Here is a 25086-nt window from a genome sequence, read left to right as displayed (position 1 = left end):
GGTCCATGCGGGCCAAGGTTTACGCGTTCTTCGAGAAGCTGCAGAAAGATGACACCGCTCCCGGCCTGCACATTGAACCCATGCATAATCCCGCGGATCCGCGGGTGCGTACCGGCCGGATTGATCTCAATTACCGGGCGGTGCTGTTCAAAGTCTCTCTGGAGTCAATGCCGCATTACTTCTACTACGGTTCCTGGCCCCATGATCAGGCCATCGAGATTGCCCGTTCCAGCGTTCTCGCCGTCAACCCCGTTAATGGTGTTCTGGAGGTCTTGCGGAAGTCTGCCCCGGTTGAGCCTGAAGCCCCCGTCGAAAAGGACGAGATCCCTTCGATTCCACATCCGGAAGAGCCGCAGCCCGTTCAGGACTGGATTAACCCTCTGCAGGAGTCCGGAGTGGATCCGGCGGACCTGGTATCCCGGCTTGGACTGGATGAAGACCTGGTCCGTGCAGCTTACGGCGCCGGATCCGAGGACCATCTGATCGACCTCATCGGAGAGGCCCCCGATTGGCAGGCAACCGCTTTGCTGGAGCTGGCGGCCGGCCTGTCTGTTTCCGAGGTGGAGGAAAAGCTGGCCCTGGACCAGGGCTCGGTTGATCCTGATGCCAGTGAAGAAGAAAAGATCAAAAAGGCGCTGGATCATCCCGCCACTAAGATGCAGTTCACCTTCATTGGGGAGGACTCCGAGGAACTGCGGAGAGTCATTGAAGGCGGCGATTTCGACGCCTGGCGCACGTTCCTGCACCCCGAGCAGCGAATCTACGCGGAGCGCCACTACAACGGGTCTTTCCGCCTGTCGGGTGGAGCTGGAACCGGAAAAACGGTTGTCCTGCTGCACCGTGCCCGAACACTTTCGAAAGCAGAACCCAGTTCTCGTGTTGTACTGACCACCTTCACAACGACTCTTGCCGAGTCCCTGAACAACGGGTTGCAGCGCCTGGACAATGATCTTCACCGGGCTGAAAAACCGGGGGACAGCGGTGTCCTGGTGGTAGGCATCGACGCGCTGGTGTCCCGGGTTCTCCGCGCCGCAAGTGATGGCGAAAAGCGGAAAGCCATGAAGGGTGTTTTCGGGCTGGATCTTCCTGCACCCGGGAACCTGATCGGCACCGAGGCCAGTTCCAAGCAGTGGGACTATGCCCTCGCGGCGGTGGATCACGGGCTGGAGCCTGAGCTGGCGAACTCGACGTTCCTGCAGCAGGAATACGAGACAGTCGTGCTGCCCAATTTCATCACCGCCAAGGACGACTATTTGAAGGTTCCCCGTGCAGGCAGGGGCACCGCACTGAACCGCGCCAAGCGTCTGGCCGTGTGGAAACTTATCGAGGAATACCGCTACCACAACCGGATCGAAATGCACGCCACTTATGTTGAGATGGCACATTTGGCGGCCCGGGTTCTTCGCGAGCGGGGAGACGCTCAGCGGGTTGCCCACCATGTGCTGATCGACGAGGCACAGGACCTCCACGCCGGGCACTGGCTCTTCCTGCGGGAACTGGTACGGAAAGGGCCCGACGACATGTTCATCGCGGAGGATTCCCACCAGCGGATCTACGGGCAGAAGGTTCCGCTCTCCCGCTTTGGAATAGGCATTGTTGGCCGGTCTCGGCGCCTCACGCTCAATTACCGGACGACGCAGCAAAACCTTGCCTACGCCGTCGGCCTTCTCAAGGGGGCGCCGGTGACGGACATTGAAGGGGAGCAGGAAACAGTTACCGGGTATACGTCCTCGCGCGTGGGCCCCCTGCCTCTGGAACAGGCGGCACCGAGCTCGGTCGCGGAGCTGGACAACCTGGCCGCTACCCTCACCTCCTGGAAGAACGACGGCGTCGACCTGGGGACCGTTGGGATCTTGGTCCGCTACAACAGCCAGGCGGCCAAGGTGATCAGTGGCCTGGCTGAGCGGGGCGTTTCGGCGAGGGACGTTGATGCTGCCACTCCTGCCGATGCTCCGATGGTGATGACCATGCACCGGTCCAAGGGAATGGAATTCACTCGGGTTGTTCTCTACGGTCTGTCCGCCGACTCGCTGCCTGCGTCCTACAAGATGCTTGCCCCTGCTGAGCAGCAGGACGCGCTGCTCCGGGAACGTTCGTTGCTGTACGTTGCCGCTACCCGCGCTCGTGACGGTCTGGTTGTGTCCTGGAGCGGGAAGCCACTGGAGCTGCTCGGAGCTCATTAGGACCAAGACTGGCTACAAACAAATGGGGGAAACATGTCAGTAAGCGCGGGGAGCACACCTACACGTTGGTGGGACGGAGACCCGAACCAGCGTTACTGGATGGAGCTCATCAACGTGGAGTCCTGGGGAAGCGAGCTCATTGCTCCCGACACTCCACGGTATGACTTGATGAAAGACGTCAGAGTGGGGGATGTCGTCCTCCACTGGGTGGGGAAGAACAACCCCAAGGGCTACAAATCGGGCTTGTATGGGGCTTCGGTCGTTGCCGGGGAGCTACGTCACCGCGCCGGCGACTGGATAGGCCAGCCGGCCAATACCATTCCGCTGACTCGCTACCGGGCGTTGAAAGACCCGTACCTGTTGACCGATCTGAGGAGCGCTTATGAGGACCAGATACTGGGCATCAAAGAGCAGCTGGACAGAGAATTCGGCGGCCGGGGTGGCTTCACGATGTACTTTCCATTCCAGAGGCATCCGACCAGCGGGCTGAAACCGAATCAGGGTTATCTCTTCAAGCTCCCGGCGCAGCTCGTGGAGGCCATGCCGGATTTGCTGCCGGACAGTGACTGGGGTGGGTTCGACCGGCCGCTGGCTGCCCCGCCTGTTCCTGGTCAAAACGGAGTGCAGCAGAGATATGCAGGGTTCTGCGCGGACCCCGTGTTGAAGAAGGCCATCGAGATGCAGGCCGTGCGCCAGGCCATCAGTCATTATGAGTCCAACGGATACACGGTGGAGGATGTCGGCGCCTACCGGTCATACGATCTGCATGCTGTCCGAGGAGATGAGGTCCGGCATGTTGAGGTCAAAGGGTCGCAGGGCTATGTGGAAAAGATCCTTCTGACACGAAACGAAGTCACGCACGCCAATGAATACAGCCGTACGGACCTGGTGGTGGTTGCGGAGATCCCCTGGGAACGGCTGCTGGACGGTTCCATAGTTACTCAGGACGGCCATATGGACGTTCATCCCGACTGGCGGCCCTCGCCGGAGAACCTAAAGCCACTGAGCTACGAGTATTTCCTGGATTGAACAGTTGTGGGGCCGGGCGGCTCCCGGCCCCACAACTACTAGAGTTCCAGCTCGCCGACTATGACGTTAGCCAGGTCGTCGGGAGCGTAGTCAGGCAACTCCAGCACGTTCCAGCCCTGGTCTGCGAGCCAGGTATCGCGGTCTTCGTCTGTCTCCGTTACTACGGCTATTCTGTGTTCCGGCCAGGCAAGATCAACCATCCACTCGTTGGCCGGTCCTACATCGGGTCCCCACTGATCCGGCGCGACTTTGAGTTCCACGAGTTCGATGATCAGCTCCCGCAGCTCCTTCGCATCTTCGTAGATGTTTTCCCAGAGACTTTGACGGACTGCTTCCGGAACCGGGTCCGTGCCTTCGGTTGTCGGCTGTTCCATAGGGGACGTTGTCTGCCAATACAGGAATCCACCTTTCGGGGTGTACGGCGTTCCGTAGAGGAGCCCGCGATCAAGGTAGGAGTTGAACTGTTCACAGCTGGTCTCAGGAATCAAAACGCAGCAGTGGCAGGCAGCCAGGTTACGTCCGTCCGTTCCGGCACCGGTTGATTCGATACAGACAGGATCTGCAGAACACCATTCCAGCCGGCGCAGTCCCTCATCCAACGCCTGTGCGAGTCTCTCAGGATGTGCCAAGGCCGCTACGCCGCCGAGGCTGCCGGCGGAGTCGGATGAGGCTGTGTACAGCAAAATGCCGGCCGCACCCTCGCCGGAGTACAGCCTTTCCCGAATTGACGACGCCGGGTAGCCAGCGTCCAGTGCGAGCTGGTCGATCATCACATGGGCAAGCGTATGGAGCAGAACCTGCACAATGTCGACCTTGGGCGCGTCTTGTTTTCGCTGTTTCGCTGCGACGTTGATGTTGTGCTGCAGCTGGTGTTTCCGGGCAGCGGCGAAGTCTGTGGCCGCCCACTTGTCCAGCTGCTCCCGGTTCAACGCGATGAAGATACCTTCACCCAGCGTTTCCACAGCTGGGAGCCAGCTCTGTTTGTTGTCTTCCGGGAAGAGGGCTGCCAGTTTGATGTCCGGGGATTCCTGGTTACTCGGCATCAGACGGCTGAACCCGTACAGTGCCCGGACTTCCCGGAGCCTGGTTACCTTCCGAACCGCGTGGATCCAGTTGTGGTAGCTGGAGGGAACAGGCATGGTTTCGGCCACGAAATCCGTGTCAGGCTGATCAGCGCGTCCAGCAATCAGAGCCTGGAATTCCTGCTCGCGCAGACGGTCGTCGTCGGTTTCTTCCTGGCTGTCAGCGTTGTGGAACTGGCGTCTTATTTCGCTGCGCACCTCATCCACGGTGAAACGGCCGTTAAACTCTTTCACCAGCCCCTCGATAGATAGGGTCCCTCTGTCCGTGAGTGCATCTGGGTGACTGAAGGTGTCTGCACGCATGCTGACTAGTTTTGCGAGGAACTCAGAATAAGGAGGAATCGAAATCGCTGAACGGACAGCAGGGAACCATACGTTTGAGGCACCTCGCTGCACCGTGCGGGGAGGCTTCCCACACTCTTTCTCGGTATAGTTTGTGCCGAGCCAGAGCCGGCGTCCGGAGCACTTCATCTCCTTCAACGCCACGGGTGAGAATGCGTCTGCCATGGTCCTGCGTTTGCCGCAGGAACAGACCACCACCATGTCAGCGAGCGAGGAGGTCCGCCCCTCGGAGGTGAGGCTCAATTCGTGATCCGGTCCCGTCCGAAAGCCTGGGCCGTGGACCCAATACCCGTAGGGAAAATCGTCCAAGTGCCCGTTTTCGCAAGCGACGACAAAGCGGGAGGGTGTGAGCGGAACCTTGGATTTACACAAGCCGCAAAGGGCATCCTGGTGGTCGGAATGCAGCTCTTTTATCGATCCCAAACGACCACACTTTGGACAAGTGAGCACGTACGGAAAACGGATGACCGGTACCTTTGCGCGCTTTCCGGTCGGAGGCAGAAGCAGCCTCCCCACACCGAGGCTGCTTGCCAGCCGGGGTTCGGGTGCTGGGGTGAGGTAATCGGCGTCCCACTGGTCGATGCTGGTGACCATAAAGCTGTTGTTTTCTACGGGGAAGAGGCTGCCGACGCCGAAGGTGGAGACCAGCTGGCTCCGTCGTGCTTTGAAAGTATTGCTAGGCATTCGCATCCTTCCGGGCCCCAATGGGTCGCAGTGTCGTTTCGGCGTCTACATCGCGCATGCTCGACGGTGTGGGCCAGGGCGTTCTGGTTGTGGTTGGACGGTACTTCGGGTCTTCGAGTGCCTTCGCAAAGTCGACAAGCAAAGAATTGTCTGGATCACGCATCAGCCAATAACGGAGCTTCGGATTGATGGCAGCTTCCTTGCGCCATGTCGCGAGAAGATTCTCAAGTTCCAAGATCGTCGCGTCCGCGTCCACGGGTTGGATTGCCGTGACTCGAGCACGAATGAACTCAAAGACCTGCTGCACCGATGTGCCGGCCTTCGAGATGTTGCCCGGCCGGTCATCGTCCCGGAGACGCTGGTCCGTCATCCGGAGCGCAGAGACCATGACGGCATGGAGCGCACGGTCTCTGGAACGCGCGGCAAACGGCGTGGCGCTGGTGGCCTCAACGGCACGGTAGAGCGCCTGATGGTAGGGAATGAATCCCTCATAGTGAGACCGGTCCCGGGACTTCGCCGAATTGAAGATCGTCACTACCAGCCCAGGGTGTTTACGGCCCACCCGGCTGGTTGCCTGAATGTACTCAGCGTTGGACTGTGGCTGTCCCATGACAGCCATCAGACCCAGACGGTCGACGTCGAGTCCCACGGAGATCATGTTTGTTGCCAGGACGACGTCGTCGGGCGTTCGGGCATCCCCGAGTCCAGTCTCCAGCGACTTCAGAGCACCAGGGATCAAGTTGCTGGAGACACGGCTTGTCAGCTCGGACAGTTCGACTTCACGAGCCTCGGAAATTCCCTCCCGCGACGCCAACAGCTTTAGCCGGGCACGGACGTCGTCGTATACCTGGAGGTATGCCGAGCCCAACACGCGAAGGCTGTTGAAGTAGCCCATCAGAGTCCAGTAGGGGTCCCGCGTGGCATCGTCACCGTCAAGAACGGCGGCGGAATGGAGCAGTGAGGCGTACGTACGCACCATCAATGTTGCATGGCTGGTCCCGGCTGCCATGACCCCTACATACTCGCGGGTTCCGTACTCTGCACGGGGTGCCTGTTCGGCGAAAAACGAGTCGTTGGGATCGGTCCCGGGCTGCGGGAAAAGACGCGAGGTGCGGTTGAAGACCGCTCGAATCTGCGCGTCGGCGCGGCGAATGGTTGCGGTTGACGCGATGACCTTCGGGCGGCGGACTGCGCCTTCAACGCCCCCTGCACGCCCAATGCTGCTGGAAGCAAGATCCACTGCTGTCTCAAACAAACCTACGGTGGATCCCAACGGGCCCGAGATCAAGTGCAGCTCATCCTGGATGATGAGATCAGGGCCTGGCTCACCCGCATGGACGCGGCCGAAGATATTGGCAACGTCGCCTTTCCAGGCCATGCGGGCGAACTTATCCACTGTGCCGATAACGAGCTCGGGGCGCTCCCGATAGACGTCCGTGTCAACGATGTGCACCGGCAGTCCGGAGCTGTAGTCACAGTCCCGGTTCGGGCAGCTGACTTTCATCCGTTCGTACGGCTGCTTTTCGATGACGTAGTTGTCTACGGTGAGCCGGCTGCCGCACCACGGGCACGCTTCGATCTGGCAGGGGTTGCCTTCGACTACGTCCTCGCCGTTGCGCAGCTTGCCGAGATTTCTCCGTGCCTCCTTAGTGTCGTTTGGCGTGGCAGCCGCACCGACCCAGAGACCAATGCCAAATGACGCGTCCCCAAGGTTTTCCGCAGCAGTCTTGCGGACGTGCTCAAGCGAGCAGATGAGCATCGCGGCGCGTTCGAACTGCTGGATGGTCAGGAGACGCAGGGTGTATCGCATGATCACTGCTACTCCGCTGACCATCGGGTCGCGAAGGCGCCGGAGGAGGAGACAGTATGCGATGAGCCCCAGATAAGCCTCAGTCTTTCCTCCACCGGTTGGAAACCATAGGAGGTCTGCGAAGTCTCGTTCAGGATGGTCCTCATCAGTGACCGAGGACAGATTCAGAAGGATGAAAGCAATCTGGAATGGCCGCCAGCTTTGGTGGTCTCCCAGGCTGAACTCGCCCGGCCGCCCGGCCCGTACCCAGTCCTGGCGGGAGCGCTGGAAGTGCATCGCACGGTTGGCAAGCTGAAAGGCGTTGAAGGCCTCATCACTGGTACGGAGAAGCTCAATGCCTGCAGCAATGCGGTCCCTGGACTCCTCTGCTGAATCCAGGTGCTTTTCCGCGGTCGGGTGCAGGTGAGCTGGGACTGCCGAAGGGCCTCCTCCGTTTTCTGACGATGAACGGGTGGCAGAAATCCACTCTGAGTAGTCACTGACCAGTGCTTCGAGCTGTTCGAGTACTTCATCGCGGCTCCCGGAGCTCAGGAGACCGAGACGGAGGTCTGCGTGGGTATCGCCTGCCATGGACCTTGAGACCTCTTGGCGAGGAATGAAGGTGGTCGACACTTTGCTGCAGCGGTCTTCGTGGACGTCATCTGGGTCCCAGGTCACGGCGCATCCGTGACCGGCTCCAAATACCATCTGATTCCTGTACAGCAACTCAGATGAGGCAAGATCTTCATCGGGGGAGACATCAGTGCGTAGCTTGGACCGGTCGGCGAGTGCGGGTGCATCCGCTTCCACGGTGAGTCCGACCTGGAACCAGGAAGCCTGGTCACGGTCCTCGCCATCCTGCTTCGGCCGCCGGTTTCTCAAAGCGAGCGTAACGGTCACAACGTTATTCTCGGAGGGACGAACCAGAGCATAAAGCTCTAGGCCGCCACTCTCAATATTGGTGATCTGCCGGCCGCTCTTCAGCAAATCGATAGTTACGTGGTGGTCCTCAACTGGAGCACGTCGCCACTCATAGGAGTCTGAACGCCGGCGGGGATCCTGGACGGCCGCGAGCGTCGGTATGTACTGCGCTGCCTGCGGTATCACCCGGATGGAGGTGGCCTTGCCCAGGTCAACCGAGACCGTAAGCCCAAGGCTGGTCGGATACGTGAGCCTGGCATTGGCGACTGGGCTGTCGTCGGCAGAATCGCCTGCCTCGACGGCGGCTGACTCCGGTTCGTCGGGGGCATCTTCGAGCGTGTCATCCGCGGCTGGCCAGAGAACTCCGGTCACGTACCGTTCGAGGGGACGTTCAGCCAGAACCTCATCCGGTGAAGAAGGGCCGTAAAGGTCTTCCACGAGCCGGTCGACCATCTCTGCCCGGAAGGCGTACTTCGCGTTGAGATTAGACATGTATTTGCCTACTTCCATTCAAGTGTTATGAGACCGGTCAATCGCGGGAGCAACCACATGCCCGAGTCACCCAGGCCGGCGTAGTGAGTATCTTCGGGGCTTCCGGACGCGCACTCGATGGAAGCTACCCGGCAGCCTGAGAAGGCCTGTGGCCAGTTGCTTCCGGGGCGGATACTGAATGCACGTTTCAGTGCATACCCAAACCTGTCACTTGTGCGGCCGATGATCTCTCCGCTGCCGAGGCGCAGCAGATAGCGTGGAACCGAATCGAAATCGTCTGAATATAGTTCTCCGGTCACCCGCTGTCCGAGGAGGTCTTCGGTCATTCGTTCCGTTGGGAGCACCTCTGACTTCTCTGCCACAACGGCACCGACCGGAAAGACCGACTCGACGTCATCGTTCAGAAACTCCAGACGTTTGGTATAGATGCGCTTTCCCTTTCCGAAACCGAACTCACTCCATCGGCTGGGACTGTCAACGGTGCGCGCCGGGGCCAGAGCGTTCTTGGGTATCCGAGTCGTGATAACCATCTCCCGCGCTCGGGATAATGCCACGTACTTTTGTTTGAGTCCTGATTCGTCTTTCTCGGACCCTGGCCAATCCGGCATCGGGGGAACGTACAAGACATTGTCGAACTCCAGCCCTTTAGCCCTGTGCACTGTCGAGAGTGTGAGCGGCGCCTGATCCGAAACCGTGAGAGACAGCGGTACTGAGCGTCCGCGCAAACGCTGGGCCAGGCGACCGATGTCCAGTGAATCGTAGGATCGGAAGTCGCCTTCAGCTGTTTTCAGGTCCAGCCACTTGTCCTCGTCCAATCTTTCGTTCTCCAGGAGCTGCAGGACGGTTGCTCGTGGTTGTGGACGGGCCTGGATGTCTCGGAAAACGCGATACACCCAGGGCGCAACGCTCATATCCTGGGCACGCCGGCGTACGACGTGAGGGTACCCGGCCTCCCATAGGACCTCGCTGCTGATAAGCACTTCGTAGTTGGTAGAACACAGCAACGCGGTAGTTCCCACCACCGGTTCCAGGCACGCGGTCTCGTCCAGGAGAGATGAGCTGTTTCCTTCGGAGACGCGGAACTCGTCGAGGAGGCGGTGCCCCAACCTCACGGCCTCGGCGGGATCCATACCCCTGATGCGGTCGCCAATCTCAATGAGTTCCCGCGCCTGATCAGAGCGGGCCCTATAGTGTTTTTCGAGGCTTCTGAATTCGGCTCCGTAGCGCTCCTGAAGATCCGCTACAAACTCAGCCGAACTCAGCTGAGACTCGGACTCGTCAAGCTGGAAATCGTAGATACCCTGAAGCGGGTCTCCCAACACGGTGAATCCGAGGTCTTCGTCACAGACGTCAAGAAGTGCCTTGACCATTTCTGCACGGTCGCCAACAAGATCCTGCGCTTCATCGATAAGGATGTGTTTCAGGGGGAGAGCACGGTCAGGAACATTCTCACCTTTAAGAAGCTGCGTAGCCTGGCGAATGCGCGAGTCGAAGAATCCGCTGAGGGCCTCGTCCGCTTCAGACTCGTCGAGGAGGATCTGCGCGGCGAAAGAGTCGAAGGTTCTGATCTGCACGCTTTCCAGATCCGCGTTCCTTGCGCGTTTGCGGACCGCTTCTACGGCTGCCCGAGAGAAGCTCAGGACAAGGATCTCGTCAGCAGGGTTGAGACCTTCCTCCATGAGATACAAAATCCGAGAAATAAGAACTTCAGTTTTTCCCTGTCCCGCTGCTGCTTGTACGAACTGCCGCTCCTCCGCCGGGGCGGACGCGACTGCCTCTTGGCTGGAATCGAGGCTGATATCAGTGAGCACTAACGGTTCCTGCGTTCCATAGATAGTCGAATTCCGTGAAGGCCAGTTTCTCGCCGTACTGTTCGAGGTTGTCCCTGACGTTCACGATCAGGACTTTCTCGCTTCCACCGTTCTTGGGTCCGCGGAGTCCACGTCCGACCATCTGAATGTACTTGTTAGGGGAAAACGTCGGACGACAAACGTACACGGCATCCACCTTCGGCGCGTCAAATCCCTGCGACAGAACGTCAAAATTCGTGAGCACCTTGATGCGGCCCTTACGGAAGTCCTCAATGAGGCGCCGGCGGTGCGCTGCATCCGTCTTTGACGAGATGGCTGCCGCCGGGAGACCCTCCAACGACAGTACCGCGGCCAGGGCCTCAGCGTGTGCTACGGACGCGGCAAAGACCAAGGTGGTGCCGTCTTTTCCTCGGCTCTTGATGTGGTCGAGGATCACGTTGTTTCGGGTCTGGCTCTGCGCGACCTGATTGAGATCAAGCCTGGCTTCCAGCATCGACGACTGCTCGTCGCTGTTATGAACGCTTGCCATATCTTTCAGCTGGATCTTGATACCTTCCAGCTCGACATGTTTGACGCTCGCGAGAACGCCCATGTGCTGAAGGTAGTTGTGGGCGTCATCCGAGTCGAACTGCTCAGGAACGATGAGATTCCCACCGAACCGGTTAACCAACCGTTTCGTCTCCGCCTCGTTGGCGCCGCGGTAGGGTGTCGCAGACAAGCCGAGGAGCAGGTTGCTGTTGTCGGTGTAGGACCGCCCGAACCAACTGAGCACCCGCGTATAGGACGGGGTTGTCGCAGCATGGGCCTCATCAATGATGACGAGGTCAGGCCGGGACATCCAGTCGTAGGTCAGGCGTCGGTTTTCCTGGATACTGGCGAGGGTTTGGATCGTCGCCACGACCAGATGGAGCTTGGTTTCCTCTGGAGCCGCCTTGTTGCCGCCCCAGAGGCGGCTAACCGCCATCCGCTTCCCGGCGGGGCCAGCGGCCTGCCATACATACATCCACGTTTCAACGGCCTGCTCGCAAAGTTCCTCAGTCTGAGCGATCCAAACAATCACGCGCTTGCCGTCGGACTTCTCTACGTCGCGGATTGCGGATTCGACGGCGACACGGGTCTTTCCCGCACCCGTTGGAAGCTGCAGGATGCCTCTCTTTTTGCCGGAGCGGCCGTCCAGCAATCGGAGAACTTTGTCGAGGACACTTGACTGGTAATCATGAAGAGGCGACAGACGTACTGGCCCGGTAACCTCTTCCCGTTCGGGTTTCCTGCGCTTAACCGAATCCGACTGATCAAACGAAAACCCTAGAAGATCTTCGAGGAATTCCTTTTCATCACGGCTGCCTCGGAACTGTTCAGGGTCAACCACTTCGTCATCCACCAGCGACTTGGTCACCTTCAGGAGATTGCTGCCGTGAAGGGTCTGCATTATTGCGAACAACAGATCATCGGTAAGAATCAGCCCTCGGTTCTCCGCCAACTGAATCAGCTCCGCGGGGAGCAAATTCATGAGCTTCTGCCGACCCACCAGTGCTACGAAACGACCTGCTTCCGTGTCCTTCGCACGGACTTTCTGTTCGCGTTCAAGGCGCTTGCGTTCTTCTTCCAGTTTCTTGAGACGGCTGGCAACCTCGTGGGCCGAAAGTCTCGATCCCAGACTTTCCAACAACGCTGCGAGAACGTTGCGGGGCTGCAGTGACGACGAGTAATAAAATACGCCGTCTTCGATCCGAGACTTGTGGTCCGTGATTATGCGCGTCTCGTCGAAGTCATTGCTGACCACGGTTCGAAGTTCCGAGCACGGTACAGCTAGCATGCCGGACCTGGCACCACTGACGACACGGTGGATCTGTGGGAAGAGCTTGCCCAGCGAGATTGGCTCTTTGTCAGCATCAGGAAGATGCTCAAGCGAAGTCCTTGAAGATACAGAAACCCTATTCAGACCCCACATCTGTGAGAGCGATGCGTCAAGTTCATCATTGCCTGTGTAGACGCAGGCGACGTTGGGGCGGGAGCGCAGAAATGTGAAACTGGCTTCATCCGCGGCCAGGATGACGTGTGAGGTGAGATGGCGGGTTGTTCCGTTTTTGAACGGGACCAGCAACTCCTTGGGAGCTTTCAGCCCCGCACGTGCCATGCATCCGTACAGCTGGTGGACTTGGGACAGGGTCAGTTTGCTTTCAGCCGCAGGAAGGACGAAAGTCCACTGGGCCGCTCGGGGATCGGTAGGCAGGTTGAGGGTTTGAGCAATGTCTCCCGGATAGGGGAGGAACATCTCTGGGAAACCAGGGAGCTGGCCGACACAGTATTTGACGTCCACCAGCCCTAACGGAGTTTTGAGAACGCCAAAGTTGCGGATCCACCAGAGATCAGGACCATCCACGGATTCCGAAGTACGGACGATGCTGCCGTACTGGACGGAAACCGGATACTGCTCATTCGACAGCAGCCTCTCGGTGACCTTCGCTCGAGTAGCAAAGGAAGCGTCGGCAAGCAGTTCCAGACCTTCGGTGCAAAGAGCCGGAGGGAACTTTAGGCTGGCGGGAGAAACCGGTTCAGGGCCGGACGCGGATGCCTGGGAGATCTGGCGACTCAGCTGCGATTTCCAGGTTTCATAAAGTACCCCCGCATGTTGCATGGACGGTGCACCGATGTTTGTGCGGGCCCCAAGATTCTGCAAAAGGCGGAGATCCGGGCGGTGAAACAGCTCATCCACCAACAGATGCTCGTCACCGGGTGAACCCGCCGGGATAAGTGCCCCTGGGAGCCAGACGAGGCGTAGCGGCTTCCACATGCCGTTCTTACACTTGACCAGGAGACGCTCGGTGTCTGTGTTCTCACGGAGTATCTGCAGCGTTTCTGGCACTTGGAGGGATCGGGACATCCGCCAGAGAGACTCAGCAGTTTCTGCGGAGTCGTAGTCCTCGGATACTTCCCGGGCGATTCGGACAATTCTTCCCTGCGCATTCAATGCCTGGAATCCGAGAATCCGAAGATAGTCAGCTACGTGACCATGCTCGTAGAGGGCATTTGCAACGAACTTCGGCTCTGTCTCATGGGCGGACAGGGGCAGGAAGAGATCCCGAGTGATCAGCGGACGCATTTCTCCGTCTGCTGCCAGAACAACCCTGCTCCGGCGCATCTCTTCCTGCAGCCCTGGGTGCCGCTTGTCAATTTCGACCGCGATTTCCAGTGCCTTCTCGATGCTGTCCAAGCTCCCGTCAGCGACTACCTCTTCAAGCCACACGGTGACAGATGTCCGCTTTGTGCGATTGAGTTCGAGGATGCGATTAACCTGGGCAGAGCGGGTCCGGCTATTCAGCGCTGACTCATGTACCCACGGCCGATCCCGGCCGACGGCGGCATTCCACTTTTCTTCCAGCCTGGTTGCTTCTTCCAGGGCAGGCGGGACATGAAGCGTGGCGGCGGATTGAAGCCGCCCCATCCGGTCAGGGAGCGAAGGGACCGCGGCGACTGCCTGCATAACGGGCAGATTGATCACTTCGTCCGCCCAGGAACGGGCTTCTCGCCCACGGGCAGGGAACAAGTCCAGGAAACTGGCTGGATCGTCAGCGGGCGAGAGCTCCGGAAGTGCCCCCGCGACCATGCGTGGCAGGGTTCTAGTCAGAATCTCGCGATTGTATTCGCTCCGAAGCATGTTGTGCCGGTCTTCGTTCATCTTGAACGGAGCGTTGACGATTCCGCGCAGAGTGGTCTGCGAGGTTGTTGGAAAATAATTCCAGAAGCTGCCCAGGTTCTGACGCGCTTTGCCGGCCATCGGCACTGCCCAGACAACCTTGGCATCATCTCGGGCCACGATGCTGCCCGCGTCGGACTTCGCTGTTTCACTAAACACGTGTTTTGCCGTGAAAACGCGCCATTCGCTGGAGTCGCTGCCGTCGCTCAAAGTGACGCGTGAGCCTGCCCGTGTGGCCGTCCAGTGGGTACTGGTGGCCTCGCGCTCGTCGTCGAACTCAAGCCTTCCGATCTGGTCAGAGAACAGAAGGAATTCGGGCGGGAAGTCTTTTAGTTCTTCGGACAGCCATGTGATGTTGGGTTTCAAAGGAAGTTTGACAACAGTGGATGCCCAGGTCATGAGATCTGCCAGCAGGGCGTCTTTTGCAGCGGCTTCGAAGGGATCGACGGGTGTTGCCAGGCGTAGGACGGGATAATCGCTGAGCCCTGGCGCAATCTCAGCGAGGACGGATTCGCTTTGTGCCTTGTCCCACCGGACCGAAGCCGTCCGGCTAAAGATGTGTGGGGTATCCGTAATCTGCAGTACGGACTTGAACCCGAGGCCAAATCGGCCGATTTGATCGTCTCGTTTCGACGATGAGTGCGAGAGCAGCAAAGCAGCGTAGCCTGAACGCTGGAACGGCATGCCTTCATTCGCGCAGTACAGAGCATCGGCCGTGAGCACAACACGGATTCGGCCTTCCAAGCCGTCCATAGCGTCTGCGGCGTTCTGGATCAGCTCGTTGAGCTGTTTGCGGCCATAGCCACCCTGAACCGTCGCCTGCTCAATGTTGCCTTGTTCTCTAACGAGCTCGGGGCGGACACGAAATGATTCCAGCGCCTTCCTGGAATCATTCAAGACGAACTTAGCCAGTTCGCTTTCGACGCTCTGCCACTGGCTTGTGCTGATGCCATCCATATTTTGTTAACTTCCCCCCGGAAGCCCAACGCCTTGCGTCAGGGTCGTTCAAATAGCTGGTTCATCAGTTATACCTGCTGGCACTGACATAGCTTCAGCGACGGACCGCAGGAACCAGCATTTTCCGAACTAAAGCTGCAGGAGAAGCTGAGACGCTATTGCCCTGCCCAGATGAAGCGGCACGGCGTTGCCGATCTGCTTGGCTATGGCAGTCTTTGAACCAACCCAGAGGTGCTCGTCCGGAAATCCCTGCAATCGGGCAGCCTCGAGGTGCGTGATGGCTCGGTTGGCGCTCGGATGTATGTAGCGTCCCTTTTCGGGTTTGAAGAACTCTGTCCGGATGGTGACCGCCGGGGTGTCCCAGCGGAGACGGCCCATGACGTCGCCGGATCCACTCTTATGGTTGACCCAGCAAGGAGCTAGCAGGTGGTCGGGCAGATCCATGCGGTTGCCGCCAGGCGGGATGGCTGCGAAGCGATCCAGGGAAAGCTGCGCGTAGTCGCGGCCCAGATGCAACTCCGTGGTCCTGAATGCCCCAGGCATGGACTTGTCGCCAACTGCCGTGCGTCGGTCCGGCAACTCGGTCCCGTCCACGTCTATCGGCACGCCTGATAATGCCTGTCGAACGGAAAGGTGACGTCCTACGTGGGTAGGCGGAGGAAAACCGGGGAACGGCAAGTCTCGGTGGTGACCGATCAGTATGGCTCGCTTTCGTGCCTGAGGGGCGCCATAGTCGGCGGCATTCAGAACATGCCATTCAAAGCTGTAGTCGCGGAGGAACCCGTCGGGCTTCGTTGCATCCTTGAAATCCACAAGCTGCTGGGACTTACCAAAGGCGCCGACGTTCTCAACGATAAAATATTTTGGTTTTGCGCGAATCAGAGAAGACGCATAGTGCTCCCACAAGGAGTTGCGCTCATCTAGAGCGTTTCTCTTGCCCAGCAGCGAAAAACCCTGGCAAGGCGGGCCGCCTATGACCACGTCCACTTCCGGCACGTCTTCTTTGTGGAGCCACTCCTGGATCGGTCCGGCATAGACCTTCCGCCCGAAGGTTGCAGCGTATGTCGCAGCCGCGGCTGGATCGAACTCAACTGCTCTTTCGGTGACGAACCGAGTGGAAGCGGCATAGAACCCGTGAGTGAGACCGCCGGCACCCGAAAAGAGGTCCAATACTCGGATGGACTCCGGGGAAACTGTACGTTCGAACGGCGCGCGGAGCTGGGTCTGGGTCTTCATCTTGAGAGTAAGGTTATCCGCTTTTCTGAAGACATCCGGCAGGACGTGACGGGCACGTCACGGTCCCCGGATCTCTTGTATCTCTGAGATATATCTGTAGCATCTCTGTTATGCAGGTCACATCATGACGTCCGCGGACAACGTCCACCCGCTGCGTACGGGCAGCGCGCCCGCCGCGAAAGAAGCAGCACCCCAGTCCCAGCCCGAACGGATCCGCAGCATGATCCGCCGGCAGATCATCCGCGCCGAACTGCGCCCGGGACAGATCTTCACGGAACCGGACCTCGCCCGCGAATACGGCGTCTCCAAGACGCCAGTCCGCGAAGCACTGCAGATGCTCACCGTCGAAGGCCTGGTCAGCGTGCTGCCGCGCAAGGGCTACATGGTGCGCAGCCTCAGCTTCCACGACGTCCGCGAAGTCATGGACCTGCGCCTCATTCTCGAACCCCCGCTGGTCGCAGCAGCGGCCCGCAACGTCACCGCCGAACTCGTCACCGAACTCCGCGCCCGCATCGAGGACCAGTTCCGCGATGGAAACACCCTGGAAGAGCGGCTCTCCGCTGCCCGCGACTTCCACGTCACCTGCGCCCATGCTTCCCGCAACACCCGCGCCGCAGCCATGGACCGCAGCCTCACCGACGAGGTCATGCGCTTCTACCACCTGATGCCCATGGCACACGACCACTTCTCCTCCACGGAGGAACGCACCGCCCACGAAGCGATCTTCGACGCCGTCGCCACCGGCAACGCCGAAGCAGCGCAGCAGCTCATGCATGACCATCTGCTTGAAGCCAATGCCGCCATGATCCGCACCTTCTACAACGCCGGACCGCTCTAGCCCTGAACCACCCGAAACCCCCTAACTCAGCCAGCACCCCGCCCACCCGAAAGGCAGCGCAATGAAGCGTTCACTCAGCACCCTCGGTACCGCCACCCTGCTCACCACCGGAATCTTCCTCACCTCCTGCGGCTCGGACGCCGGAACCGGCGACGGCGGGGGAGACGGACCGGTGAAGATCGGCATCTCCCAGCTCATGGACATCGAAGCCCTCGACGACACCCGCGAAGGCTTCATCAAGGGCATGAGCGAAAACGGCTACCCCGAGGGCGAGGGCGTGGAGTACGACTACCAGAACGCCCAGGGCGACCAGGCCACCGCCACCCAGATCGCCGCCGGCTTCGCGTCGTCGGACCTTGACCTGGTCTTCGCCATCGCCACCCCCGCAGCCCAGAGCGTGGCGCAGGCCGTCGGCAACATCCCCGTGGTCTTCTCCGCCGTCACCGAGCCGGTGGAAGCCGGGATCGTCGAATCGTGGGACGCCCCCGGGGCCAACATCACCGGAACCAGCAACCTCGGCCCGGTGGAAGACCAGATGGCGCTGATCAAGGAACTTGCCCCGGACGCCAAGACCATCGGCGTCGTCTACTCCTCCGGCGAAGTGAACTCCCGCGTGCAGGTGGACCTGGCCCGGGAAGCCGCCGAAGAACTCGGCATGGAACTGAAGGAGGCCGCCATCTCCGCGACCTCCGAGGTGCAGCAGGCCGCCCAGTCCCTGGACGTGGACGCACTCTACGTCCCGACCGACTCGCACGTGGTTGCCGCCATCGACAGCGTGGTGGAAGCCGCGGAAACGAAGCAGATTCCCCTCGTCGTCGGCGATGCCGCGTCCGTGGAGGCCGGCGGCGTCGCCACCTACGGCCTGGACTACGAACAGCTCGGCTACCAGACCGCGCTGATGGCCATCAAGATCCTTGAAGGCGAAGACCCGGCCGGCATGCCCGTGGAAAAGCAGACCGAATCCCTGCTGGTGCTCAACAAGTCCGCTGCGGCACGCATGGGCATCACCCTTCCGCAGGACATGCTCGACGCCGCCGACACCGTCATTGACTAATCCCACCCTTTCGAAAGCAGCCATGAAGCGCCGAATTCCCCAGTACTCCGAACTCCGCGAACTCGTCCAGTTCAAGGCCTTCGACCCCGACCGGCGGCGAGCCCGCCTCGCCAAGGCCAACACCATCGCGGACCTGCGGAACACCGCCCGGCGGCGGGTCCCGACGGCGGCGTTCGAGTATGTGGACGGCGGTTCCTTCGCCGAGCACTCGCTGCGCCGGAACCGGGACGCGTTCGACGCCGTCGAATTCAACCCGCACGTGCTGCGCGACGTCGCAGCCGTGGACCTGCGCACCACGATCGCCGGAGCGCACGCCGCCCTGCCGGTGGGCATCGCGCCCACCGGCCTGACACGGCTGATGCACGCCGAAGGTGAGGTGGCCGGAGCGCAGGCAGCGGCGTCGTTCGGGATTCCGTTCTCCCTCTCCACCATGGGCACGGTGTCCATCGAGGAGGTCGCCGCGGAAGCGCCCGACGCCGACCGCTGGTTCCAGCTCTACCTCTGGAAGGACCGTCCCCGGTCCCTGGAACTGATCCGCCGGGCGGAAGCTGCCGGGTTCGGGGCGCTGGTCGTCACCGTGGACACCCCGGTTTCCGGCGCGCGGTACCGCGACACCCGCAACGGCATGACGCTGCCGCCCACCCTCACCGCGAAGACCATCCTCGATGCGTCCTACCGGCCGGAGTAGTGGTTCAACTTCCTGACCACCAAGCCGCTGGGCTTCGCGAACTTCGAGGGGGAGCGGACGTCGGTGGCTGAGCAGGTCAACACCATGTTCGATCCATCGCTGAACCTGGAGGACCTGGCCTGGCTGCGGGAGAACTGGTCCGGGAAACTGATCGTGAAGGGCATCCAGTCCGCGTCCGACGCCGTCGACGTCCTGGCCCGCGGTGCGGACGCCCTCGTGGTTTCCAACCACGGCGGCCGGCAGCTGGACCGTGCCCCGGTTCCGCTGAAGGTGCTGCCGGAGATCCGTGCCGCCGTCGGGCCCGAAGCGCAGCTGATCCTGGACTCCGGGATCATGTCCGGCGGGGACATCGTGGCGGCGCTGGCCGCCGGTGCCGACTTCACCCTGATCGGCCGCGCCTACCTGTACGGGCTGATGGCCGGCGGAAGGCAGGGTGTGGACCGGGCGCTGGAAATCCTGCGGACGGAGATGACCCTGGTGATGCAGCTGATCGGCGCTACGAGTGTGGCCGAGCTGGGGCCGGAGCATCTGCGGAACCTTGCCGGCGTTCCCAACGCGGCCATGCGGGGTGCCGCCGCCCGGTAGGCACCCTCCGATTCGGAGACCGCGGTTCCTTCTGCGAGGATGTTCGTAAGTCTACTTACTAAGCACCAAGGAGATTCAGCATGCCCTCCGCAACCGCCGCAGGCGCGGCCGCGTCCTACGGCGTCCACTCCGAGGTGGGCAAGCTGCGCAAGGTCCTGGTCTGCGCGCCGGGCCTGGCGCACGAACGCCTGACTCCCACCAACCGGGAAGACCTGCTGTTCGATGACGTGCTGTGGGTGGACAACGCGAAGCGCGACCACGCTGACTTTGTGGTCAAGATGACCAGCCGCGGCGTCGAGGTGGTGGAACTGCATGACCTGCTGGGCCAGACCATGGATCTGCCCGATGCGAGGGCCTGGCTGCTGGACCGCAAGATCATCCCCAACCGCGTGGGCCTGGGGCTGGTTGCCGGCGTCCGCGCCTTCCTGGATTCGCTCTCCGGAGCGGAACTCGCGCGCTACCTCATTGGCGGCCTGACGACGTCGGACCTTCCGGTGGATTACCGCAGCGGTTACGTCGGGCTGATCCGGGAGTCCCAGGGGCGGCCCGAGTACCTGCTGCCTCCGCTACCCAACACCCTCTACACCCGGGACACCACCTGCTGGATCGGCTCGGGACTGACCCTGAACCCGCTGTACTGGCCGGCCCGGCACGACGAAACCCTGCTGATGCAGTCCATCTACCGGTTCCACCGGGACTACGCCGGATCGAAGATCTGGTGGGGCGACGCCGAACAGGACTGGAGCCAAGCCACCCTGGAAGGCGGCGACGTGATGCCCGTAGGCAACGGCACCGTGCTGCTTGGCATGGGGGAGCGGACCTCCCGGCAGGCCATCACCCAGCTGGCGCAGGCGCTGTTCGCGGACGGGGCCGCGGAGCGGATCGTGGTGGCGGGGATGCCGAAGCTGCGTGCCGCGATGCATCTGGACACCGTGTTCACCTTCGCGGACCGGGACTTGGCTACCATCCATCCGGCGATCGTGGACGGTATCCACCCGTTCACCATCCACCCGTCGGACAAAGCCCCCGGCCTCGAAGTTCGGGACGAGCGGGACCGCCGCTTCGTGGACGTGGTGGCGGAGGCGATGGGTTACAAGAAGCTGCGGCTCGTGGAGACCGCCGGGGACTACCACGCCACCGAACGCCAGCAGTGGGACAGCGCAAACAACGCCGTCGCACTCGAGCCCGGCGTGGTGTTCACCTATGACCGCAACACCCAGACCAACGCGGCGCTGCGGAACGCCGGCGTTGAGGTGATTCCCATTGTGGGAGCCGAGCTGGGCCGCGGCCGCGGCGGCGGGCACTGCATGACCTGCCCGATCGTCCGGGACGGGCTGGAGTGACGTTTTCAGTGCAAGGAAGAGGCTGCATGATCCGTCGACAGAGCAGGGGACCAGTTGCACGAGCCTGACCACAAGGACACCTACCTTGCACCCGTCGATGCGCAGCTAGGCAGGTTCATCGACCAGCACCGCAGCATGCTCGTGCACTGCCTCGATGGCCTCACCGAGGATGAAGCCAGCCGCCGGATGGTTCCCTCCAAGACCACGCTCCTCGGCCTGGTGAAGCACGCCACTTTTGTGGAGCGCGTCTGGTTCGGCGAGGCGGTGACGGGTGCGTCCCGCGCAGAACTGGGGATCCCGGAAACTCCGGACGAATCGTTCGAGCTGGCGGAAACAGACACCATTGAGTCCGTTCTCGCCGGATATACGCAGGCGGTGGAACTTTCCAAGAGCGCGGTCGACGGGCTGAATGGGGACGATCTGCTGCCCGGAAACCGCAGAGGACCGCTGCCCCTGCGCTGGGTTCAGCAGCACATGCTCCGAGAGCTTGCGCAGCACTGCGGTCACGCCGACATCCTGAGGGAGCTGCTCCTGGCTGCCCGAACCAGTCAGCCGGACTAACCCCTCTCCAAACCCCGGCGTGGCCCTGGCATGCACCCCAGTCAGATACTCCGAAGGACACTCCCACCTGCGCGGAGAACGCCGCGTACCCGGCAACTCCGGACTCGGACACTGCCGCCCCAATGGTGCCGGCCAGTTCCACCTGAGACAGATCGCCCGCGGCGCTGCGTCGGGGCGACGACGGTATTGAGTGCGGGTGGGCAGCAGCTTCCGGCTTGGGCGAACCCGCGTTGGATAACGCTTGATTAATTCTGCGTGTCTCCGCCTGATGGGATGAGCGAGCTGATACGTTCTCACCCGATGCTTATGCATCCATGATCGCTTGTGTGTTATGGGGGAAATCAATGTCGTCAAAGCCGCACAATGCTGCCCAAAAATGGAAACCGCTCAGGTCCACCTGGATAGTTGGAGGGGGGCTGGACTGTTTCTGGTTGCCCTGCTGCCCGAAATGGGAGGCTTCAGCGCATGGGTCTTGCTGATCGGGCTGCTCTTACTCATCACTTCCGCATATAGCCTGATCTTCCGCCGCCGATCTTGGGTGGCCTTCAGCTCTTCGAAGGGAGCGAAGATTGGCTTAGCATCCGGCGCCGCCGCCCTGCTGATTGGGTTCGTCGGAGTGGGGCTGACTGGTCCAGACCTTGCCGTAGCTGAACCTGTCGCAAGTTCCAGCACCAGCCCTTCCGCGTCCCTGAGTCCGACACCCACTCCTACTCCGTCGGCAACTGCCCGAATCATCGTGGGCGGGTCATGCCCCAAAGTCGGGATGACCCAAACAAGAGAGTCCGTCGGTACGGCGTCGCCATCGGCATCAGGTTCAAGAGCTGCGGCTTCTCCTTCAGCGTCACCGTCCACGAAGGCAGGTGCCGGTGTTGTCACCTTCGTGTGCGCTGAAAACGAACACCAAGAGTTTGTCTGGATGGAAAAAGACGTCGCGGACAAGCTGAAAGCTGATCGCATAGCTGCTGCCGAGCAGGCGGAATCTGCACGTGTTGCGGCAGAAGAGGCTGAGCAGCAGCGGTTGGCAGATGAAGCGGCGAAAGCGGCGGCAGAATCTCAGCGGCTAGTCCAAGAGCAGGCGGCCGCCGCCGAGGCACAGCGTCTGGCCGAAGAACAGGTGAGACAGCAGTATGTTCCGCCAGCTCCAGCGCCCGCGCCCGTACCTGCGCCAGCGCCTGAACCGGTGCCTGCACCGGTAGGCCCGAATGTTGTCCACCCCGGTGCTTTCTGCAGTGGAGGAGTCGGTGTCACGAAAACAGGCAAGCCGATGATCTGTGCTCCAGCAGCGGATGGTCGAATGCGCTGGATCTCGCAGTAGGAACCATCAATAGGGGCACTGGGCGCAAGACCAGTGCCCCTAAGTTAACCAACCGCGGGGGGCTGGTTAAGCGCCGAACAGCTCCTGCTCCAGCGCATCAATCTCTGCCGTCATGGAGGCCTTCAGTGCGGCCTTCTCCGGCTCCGGGAGCCAGCAGGCATCCACGCCGGCCAGCGCTGACTTCCGCAGCCAGGCCCGGTCCAGGCCCAGGTCGTCCACGGCGATCCGGTATTCGTTGGCCAGGGTGGTGGGGAACATCCCCGGATCATCGGACGCAAGGATGACGTTCAGGCCGGCGTCCACCATGGCCTTGATCGAGGCGCGGCGCCACGGCCGCCAGGACCGCCGGGAGGTGGTGAAGATGCCCGTGAACGGGACCTGGTCCTCGCGCATCCGGGCGATGACGGCGTCGTCCTCCATCACAAAGTAGCCGTGATCAATCCGGTCGCAGCCCAGCACGTCCAGGCAGGTGATGGTGTTGACAGCCACCGGGGCGTGCTCGGAGGAATGCGCGGTGCGCTTCAGCCCGCCCCGGCCGGCGAGCTGGTAGGCGGCTTCGAACCGCTCCGGCGGCCCGGCCGTTTCAAGGTTGTCGAGCCCGATGCCCACCACGTACTCATGCGGGGCGTTCAGGATCTGCTGGACCCGGCGCACGGCGTAGGCGCCGTCCTTGCTGCGGTCGATGCCGACAATCAGCCGGCCGCTCATGCCGAAGTCCCGTTCGGCCTGCCGGATGCCCTCCGCGTAGGCCTCGATGCAACCGGCGTATCCCAGTTCCTTCAGGGCGGGGGGAACGTCATCGATGAACAGTTCCAGGTGCCGGGTGTTGCTGGTGCGGTGCGCCGCTTCGAACGCTTCGTAGGTGATGCGGGTCAGGTCTTCCGCCTCGGTCAGGGCCTGCATGACCCACTCCGAGGCCTGGAAGAGCGAATACCGGTCCCCCGAGGGGTCCAGCGAGTAGTCCTCCACGATCGGAATCCGGGCATTCTCATACGGCGTGAAGTCCCGCATCACCGAGGAGATGTTCGCGAAGATCATCTCCGGATCCTCCGGCAGCACCAATCCGGCCTTGGCAGCCAGATCGGCGAACGTGGAAGCACGCACGGTGCCGATGAGGTGGCAGTGCAGGTCCGTTTTCGGAATGCGGGCAGCGAACTCGTGCAGGGCTGTGGACTCGGTGGCTGCTGTTGTCTCGGAAGAGGTCTCGGTGGTCATGCGTCCTGGCTTTCAGTGCTGCGGAGAATGCGGGAAATAGGAAAAGGCGGCAATGCGGGAAAAACGAACGGGTTCCGGTTCCGGCGCGGAAAGCCGGGACCGGAACCCGCGGAAATTACTTGGACGAAGCTTCCCGGGCAAAGCGGTCAACCCAGGTGTCGTAGTTGGCCACGATGGTGGGGAAGTCCAGGGTGGAGAAACCTGCGGCGATCGGATCCTCGGCGATGTCGCCCACCACGGCCGTCAGCGAATCCGGAACGGTGGCCTCCGGGTTCACCGGCAGATCGCCCACCAGCTCGGCCGAAGCGGTCTGCGCTTCGGCGGAGAGCAGGTAGTCGATGAACTCATGAGCGGCGTCCACGTTCTTGGCACCGGAGGGGATCAGCACCCGGTTGGTGGCCATGTAGCGGCCTTCATCCGTGGCGGTCCAGGCCACCGGCTCGCCGTTTTCGATCAGGTCCGTGGCGAAACCGTTCAGCGTGGGGGAGGCAACAATCTCGCCCTGCACCAGCAGGTTGGTGATCTCGGTGGAGGAGGAGACGAACTTCAGGATGTTCGGGGACCAGCCGCCGATCGCTTCCAGGGCAGCGTCGATGTCATACGGGTCCTGCCCGTAGGTGTCCGCCACACCGGTCACGGAGAGCTGGCCGCCGGTGGTGGAAATGTCCGGGAAGGCCACCCGGCCGGCGTAGTCGGCGTCCCCATAGAGGTCCCAGCTGGCGGCTTCCTCAGCGGAGACGTCTCCGGTGCGGTACAGCACGCCGTTGAGCTGGTAGCTGTAGGACGGACCGGAGAAGTCATCCGAGACGGCAAAGTCCGCGATGTTCTCCAGATTGGGCACCTTCTCCGCGTTCACGGCCTGGAACAGGTCCTTCTCTTCGCCCATGGCGGCATAGAAGTCGGACATCAGCATGACGTCCACACCGGAGTCGCCGCCGGCCAGTTCCAGCGAGGAGAGGCGGTCCGCGTTGGATCCCGTCTCGATTTCAACGGTGATGCCGGTCTTTTCCTCGAAAGGCTTCACCACGGCTTCCTCGAACGCTTCCGCGCCGAACGGGAACGCGCTGAGCACCAGTGTCTTGGACTCGGCGTCGGAGGATGAATCCGAGCCGCAGCCGGACAGGAGCAGTGCGGCGGCGACGGCGGCAACGGAGAATTTCGCTGCACGGTTGCGGGGGAGGGACATGGGGATTTCCTTTCGGTGGTACCCGGCACAGCTGTGCCGCGTAGGTTCAGGGCAATACGGGGATGGGGGAGGACGGAA

Annotated in this window: 14 protein-coding genes and 1 pseudogene; 8 read left to right on the top strand and 7 right to left on the bottom strand. The window is 61.3% G+C overall.

The features are described 5' to 3' along the window. The first annotated feature begins 5 nt into the window (after positions 1-5). The gene (locus tag GD628_RS12280; RefSeq protein WP_226802521.1) at positions 6-2183 is read left to right on the top strand and encodes a 3'-5' exonuclease; all 2178 of its coding nucleotides are present in this window, start codon (positions 6-8) and stop codon (positions 2181-2183) included. A gap of 99 nt (positions 2184-2282) precedes the next feature. After that, positions 2283-3212: a protein NO VEIN domain-containing protein gene (locus GD628_RS12275; RefSeq protein WP_193313261.1), complete on the top strand. Its 930-nt coding sequence runs from the start codon at positions 2283-2285 to the stop codon at positions 3210-3212. Positions 3213-3250: 38 nt separating this feature from the next. On the opposite strand, the gene drmB is transcribed toward GD628_RS12275, so the two are convergent. From drmB to GD628_RS12250, 5 genes are all read right to left on the bottom strand, one after another. Then, positions 3251-5320, bottom strand: coding sequence for a DUF1998 domain-containing protein (gene drmB / locus GD628_RS12270; RefSeq protein ID WP_152274892.1), 2070 nt, complete (start codon positions 5318-5320; stop codon positions 3251-3253). Continuing rightward, positions 5313-8540 (bottom strand): helicase-related protein, encoded by a 3228-nt coding sequence (locus GD628_RS12265; protein WP_226802520.1) that lies wholly within the window; start codon positions 8538-8540, stop codon positions 5313-5315. The genes drmB and GD628_RS12265 overlap by 8 nt, the downstream gene beginning before the upstream one ends. Further along, positions 8531-10333, bottom strand: coding sequence for a UvrD family DEAD/DEAH box helicase (locus GD628_RS12260; protein ID WP_152274891.1), 1803 nt, complete (start codon positions 10331-10333; stop codon positions 8531-8533). The genes GD628_RS12265 and GD628_RS12260 overlap by 10 nt, the downstream gene beginning before the upstream one ends. After that, entirely contained in the window at positions 10323-14987 is a 4665-nt protein-coding gene (locus tag GD628_RS12255; RefSeq protein WP_152274890.1) for a DEAD/DEAH box helicase, read from the bottom strand. The genes GD628_RS12260 and GD628_RS12255 overlap by 11 nt, the downstream gene beginning before the upstream one ends. A gap of 129 nt (positions 14988-15116) precedes the next feature. Further along, positions 15117-16223, bottom strand: a complete 1107-nt coding sequence (locus tag GD628_RS12250) for a DNA cytosine methyltransferase (protein WP_152274889.1) — start codon at positions 16221-16223, stop codon at positions 15117-15119. A gap of 124 nt (positions 16224-16347) precedes the next feature. On the opposite strand from GD628_RS12250, the gene GD628_RS12245 reads away from it, so the two are divergent. From GD628_RS12245 to GD628_RS16530, 6 genes and pseudogenes are all read left to right on the top strand, one after another. Continuing rightward, the gene (locus tag GD628_RS12245) at positions 16348-17061 is read left to right on the top strand and encodes a GntR family transcriptional regulator (RefSeq protein ID WP_152274888.1); all 714 of its coding nucleotides are present in this window, start codon (positions 16348-16350) and stop codon (positions 17059-17061) included. A 61-nt stretch (positions 17062-17122) separates the two neighbouring features. Continuing rightward, positions 17123-18115, top strand: coding sequence for an ABC transporter substrate-binding protein (locus GD628_RS12240; RefSeq protein WP_152274887.1), 993 nt, complete (start codon positions 17123-17125; stop codon positions 18113-18115). Between the two features lie 22 nt (positions 18116-18137). Continuing rightward, a pseudogene (locus tag GD628_RS12235) lies at positions 18138-19388 on the top strand (alpha-hydroxy acid oxidase). A gap of 80 nt (positions 19389-19468) precedes the next feature. Next, positions 19469-20731 (top strand): arginine deiminase, encoded by a 1263-nt coding sequence (locus tag GD628_RS12230; protein WP_152274886.1) that lies wholly within the window; start codon positions 19469-19471, stop codon positions 20729-20731. Between the two features lie 54 nt (positions 20732-20785). Further along, on the top strand, positions 20786-21292 hold the full coding sequence (locus GD628_RS12225) for a DinB family protein (protein WP_226802519.1): 507 nt from the start codon (positions 20786-20788) through the stop codon (positions 21290-21292). Positions 21293-22208: 916 nt separating this feature from the next. Further along, on the top strand, positions 22209-22607 hold the full coding sequence (locus GD628_RS16530; RefSeq protein ID WP_193313270.1) for a hypothetical protein: 399 nt from the start codon (positions 22209-22211) through the stop codon (positions 22605-22607). A gap of 66 nt (positions 22608-22673) precedes the next feature. Here GD628_RS16530 and GD628_RS12215 read toward each other — a convergent pair whose 3' ends face one another. Then, entirely contained in the window at positions 22674-23822 is a 1149-nt protein-coding gene (locus GD628_RS12215; protein WP_193313260.1) for an adenosine deaminase family protein, read from the bottom strand. A 115-nt stretch (positions 23823-23937) separates the two neighbouring features. Then, the gene (locus tag GD628_RS12210; protein ID WP_152274884.1) at positions 23938-25008 is read right to left on the bottom strand and encodes an extracellular solute-binding protein; all 1071 of its coding nucleotides are present in this window, start codon (positions 25006-25008) and stop codon (positions 23938-23940) included. Positions 25009-25086 lie beyond the last annotated feature (78 nt).

The sequence above is a fragment of the Arthrobacter koreensis genome, from assembly GCF_009193255.1.
GTDB lineage: Bacteria > Actinomycetota > Actinomycetes > Actinomycetales > Micrococcaceae > Arthrobacter_B > Arthrobacter_B koreensis.
Note: the sequence above shows the minus strand (reverse complement) of the source record. Positions and strands in the feature narration are given on the sequence as shown.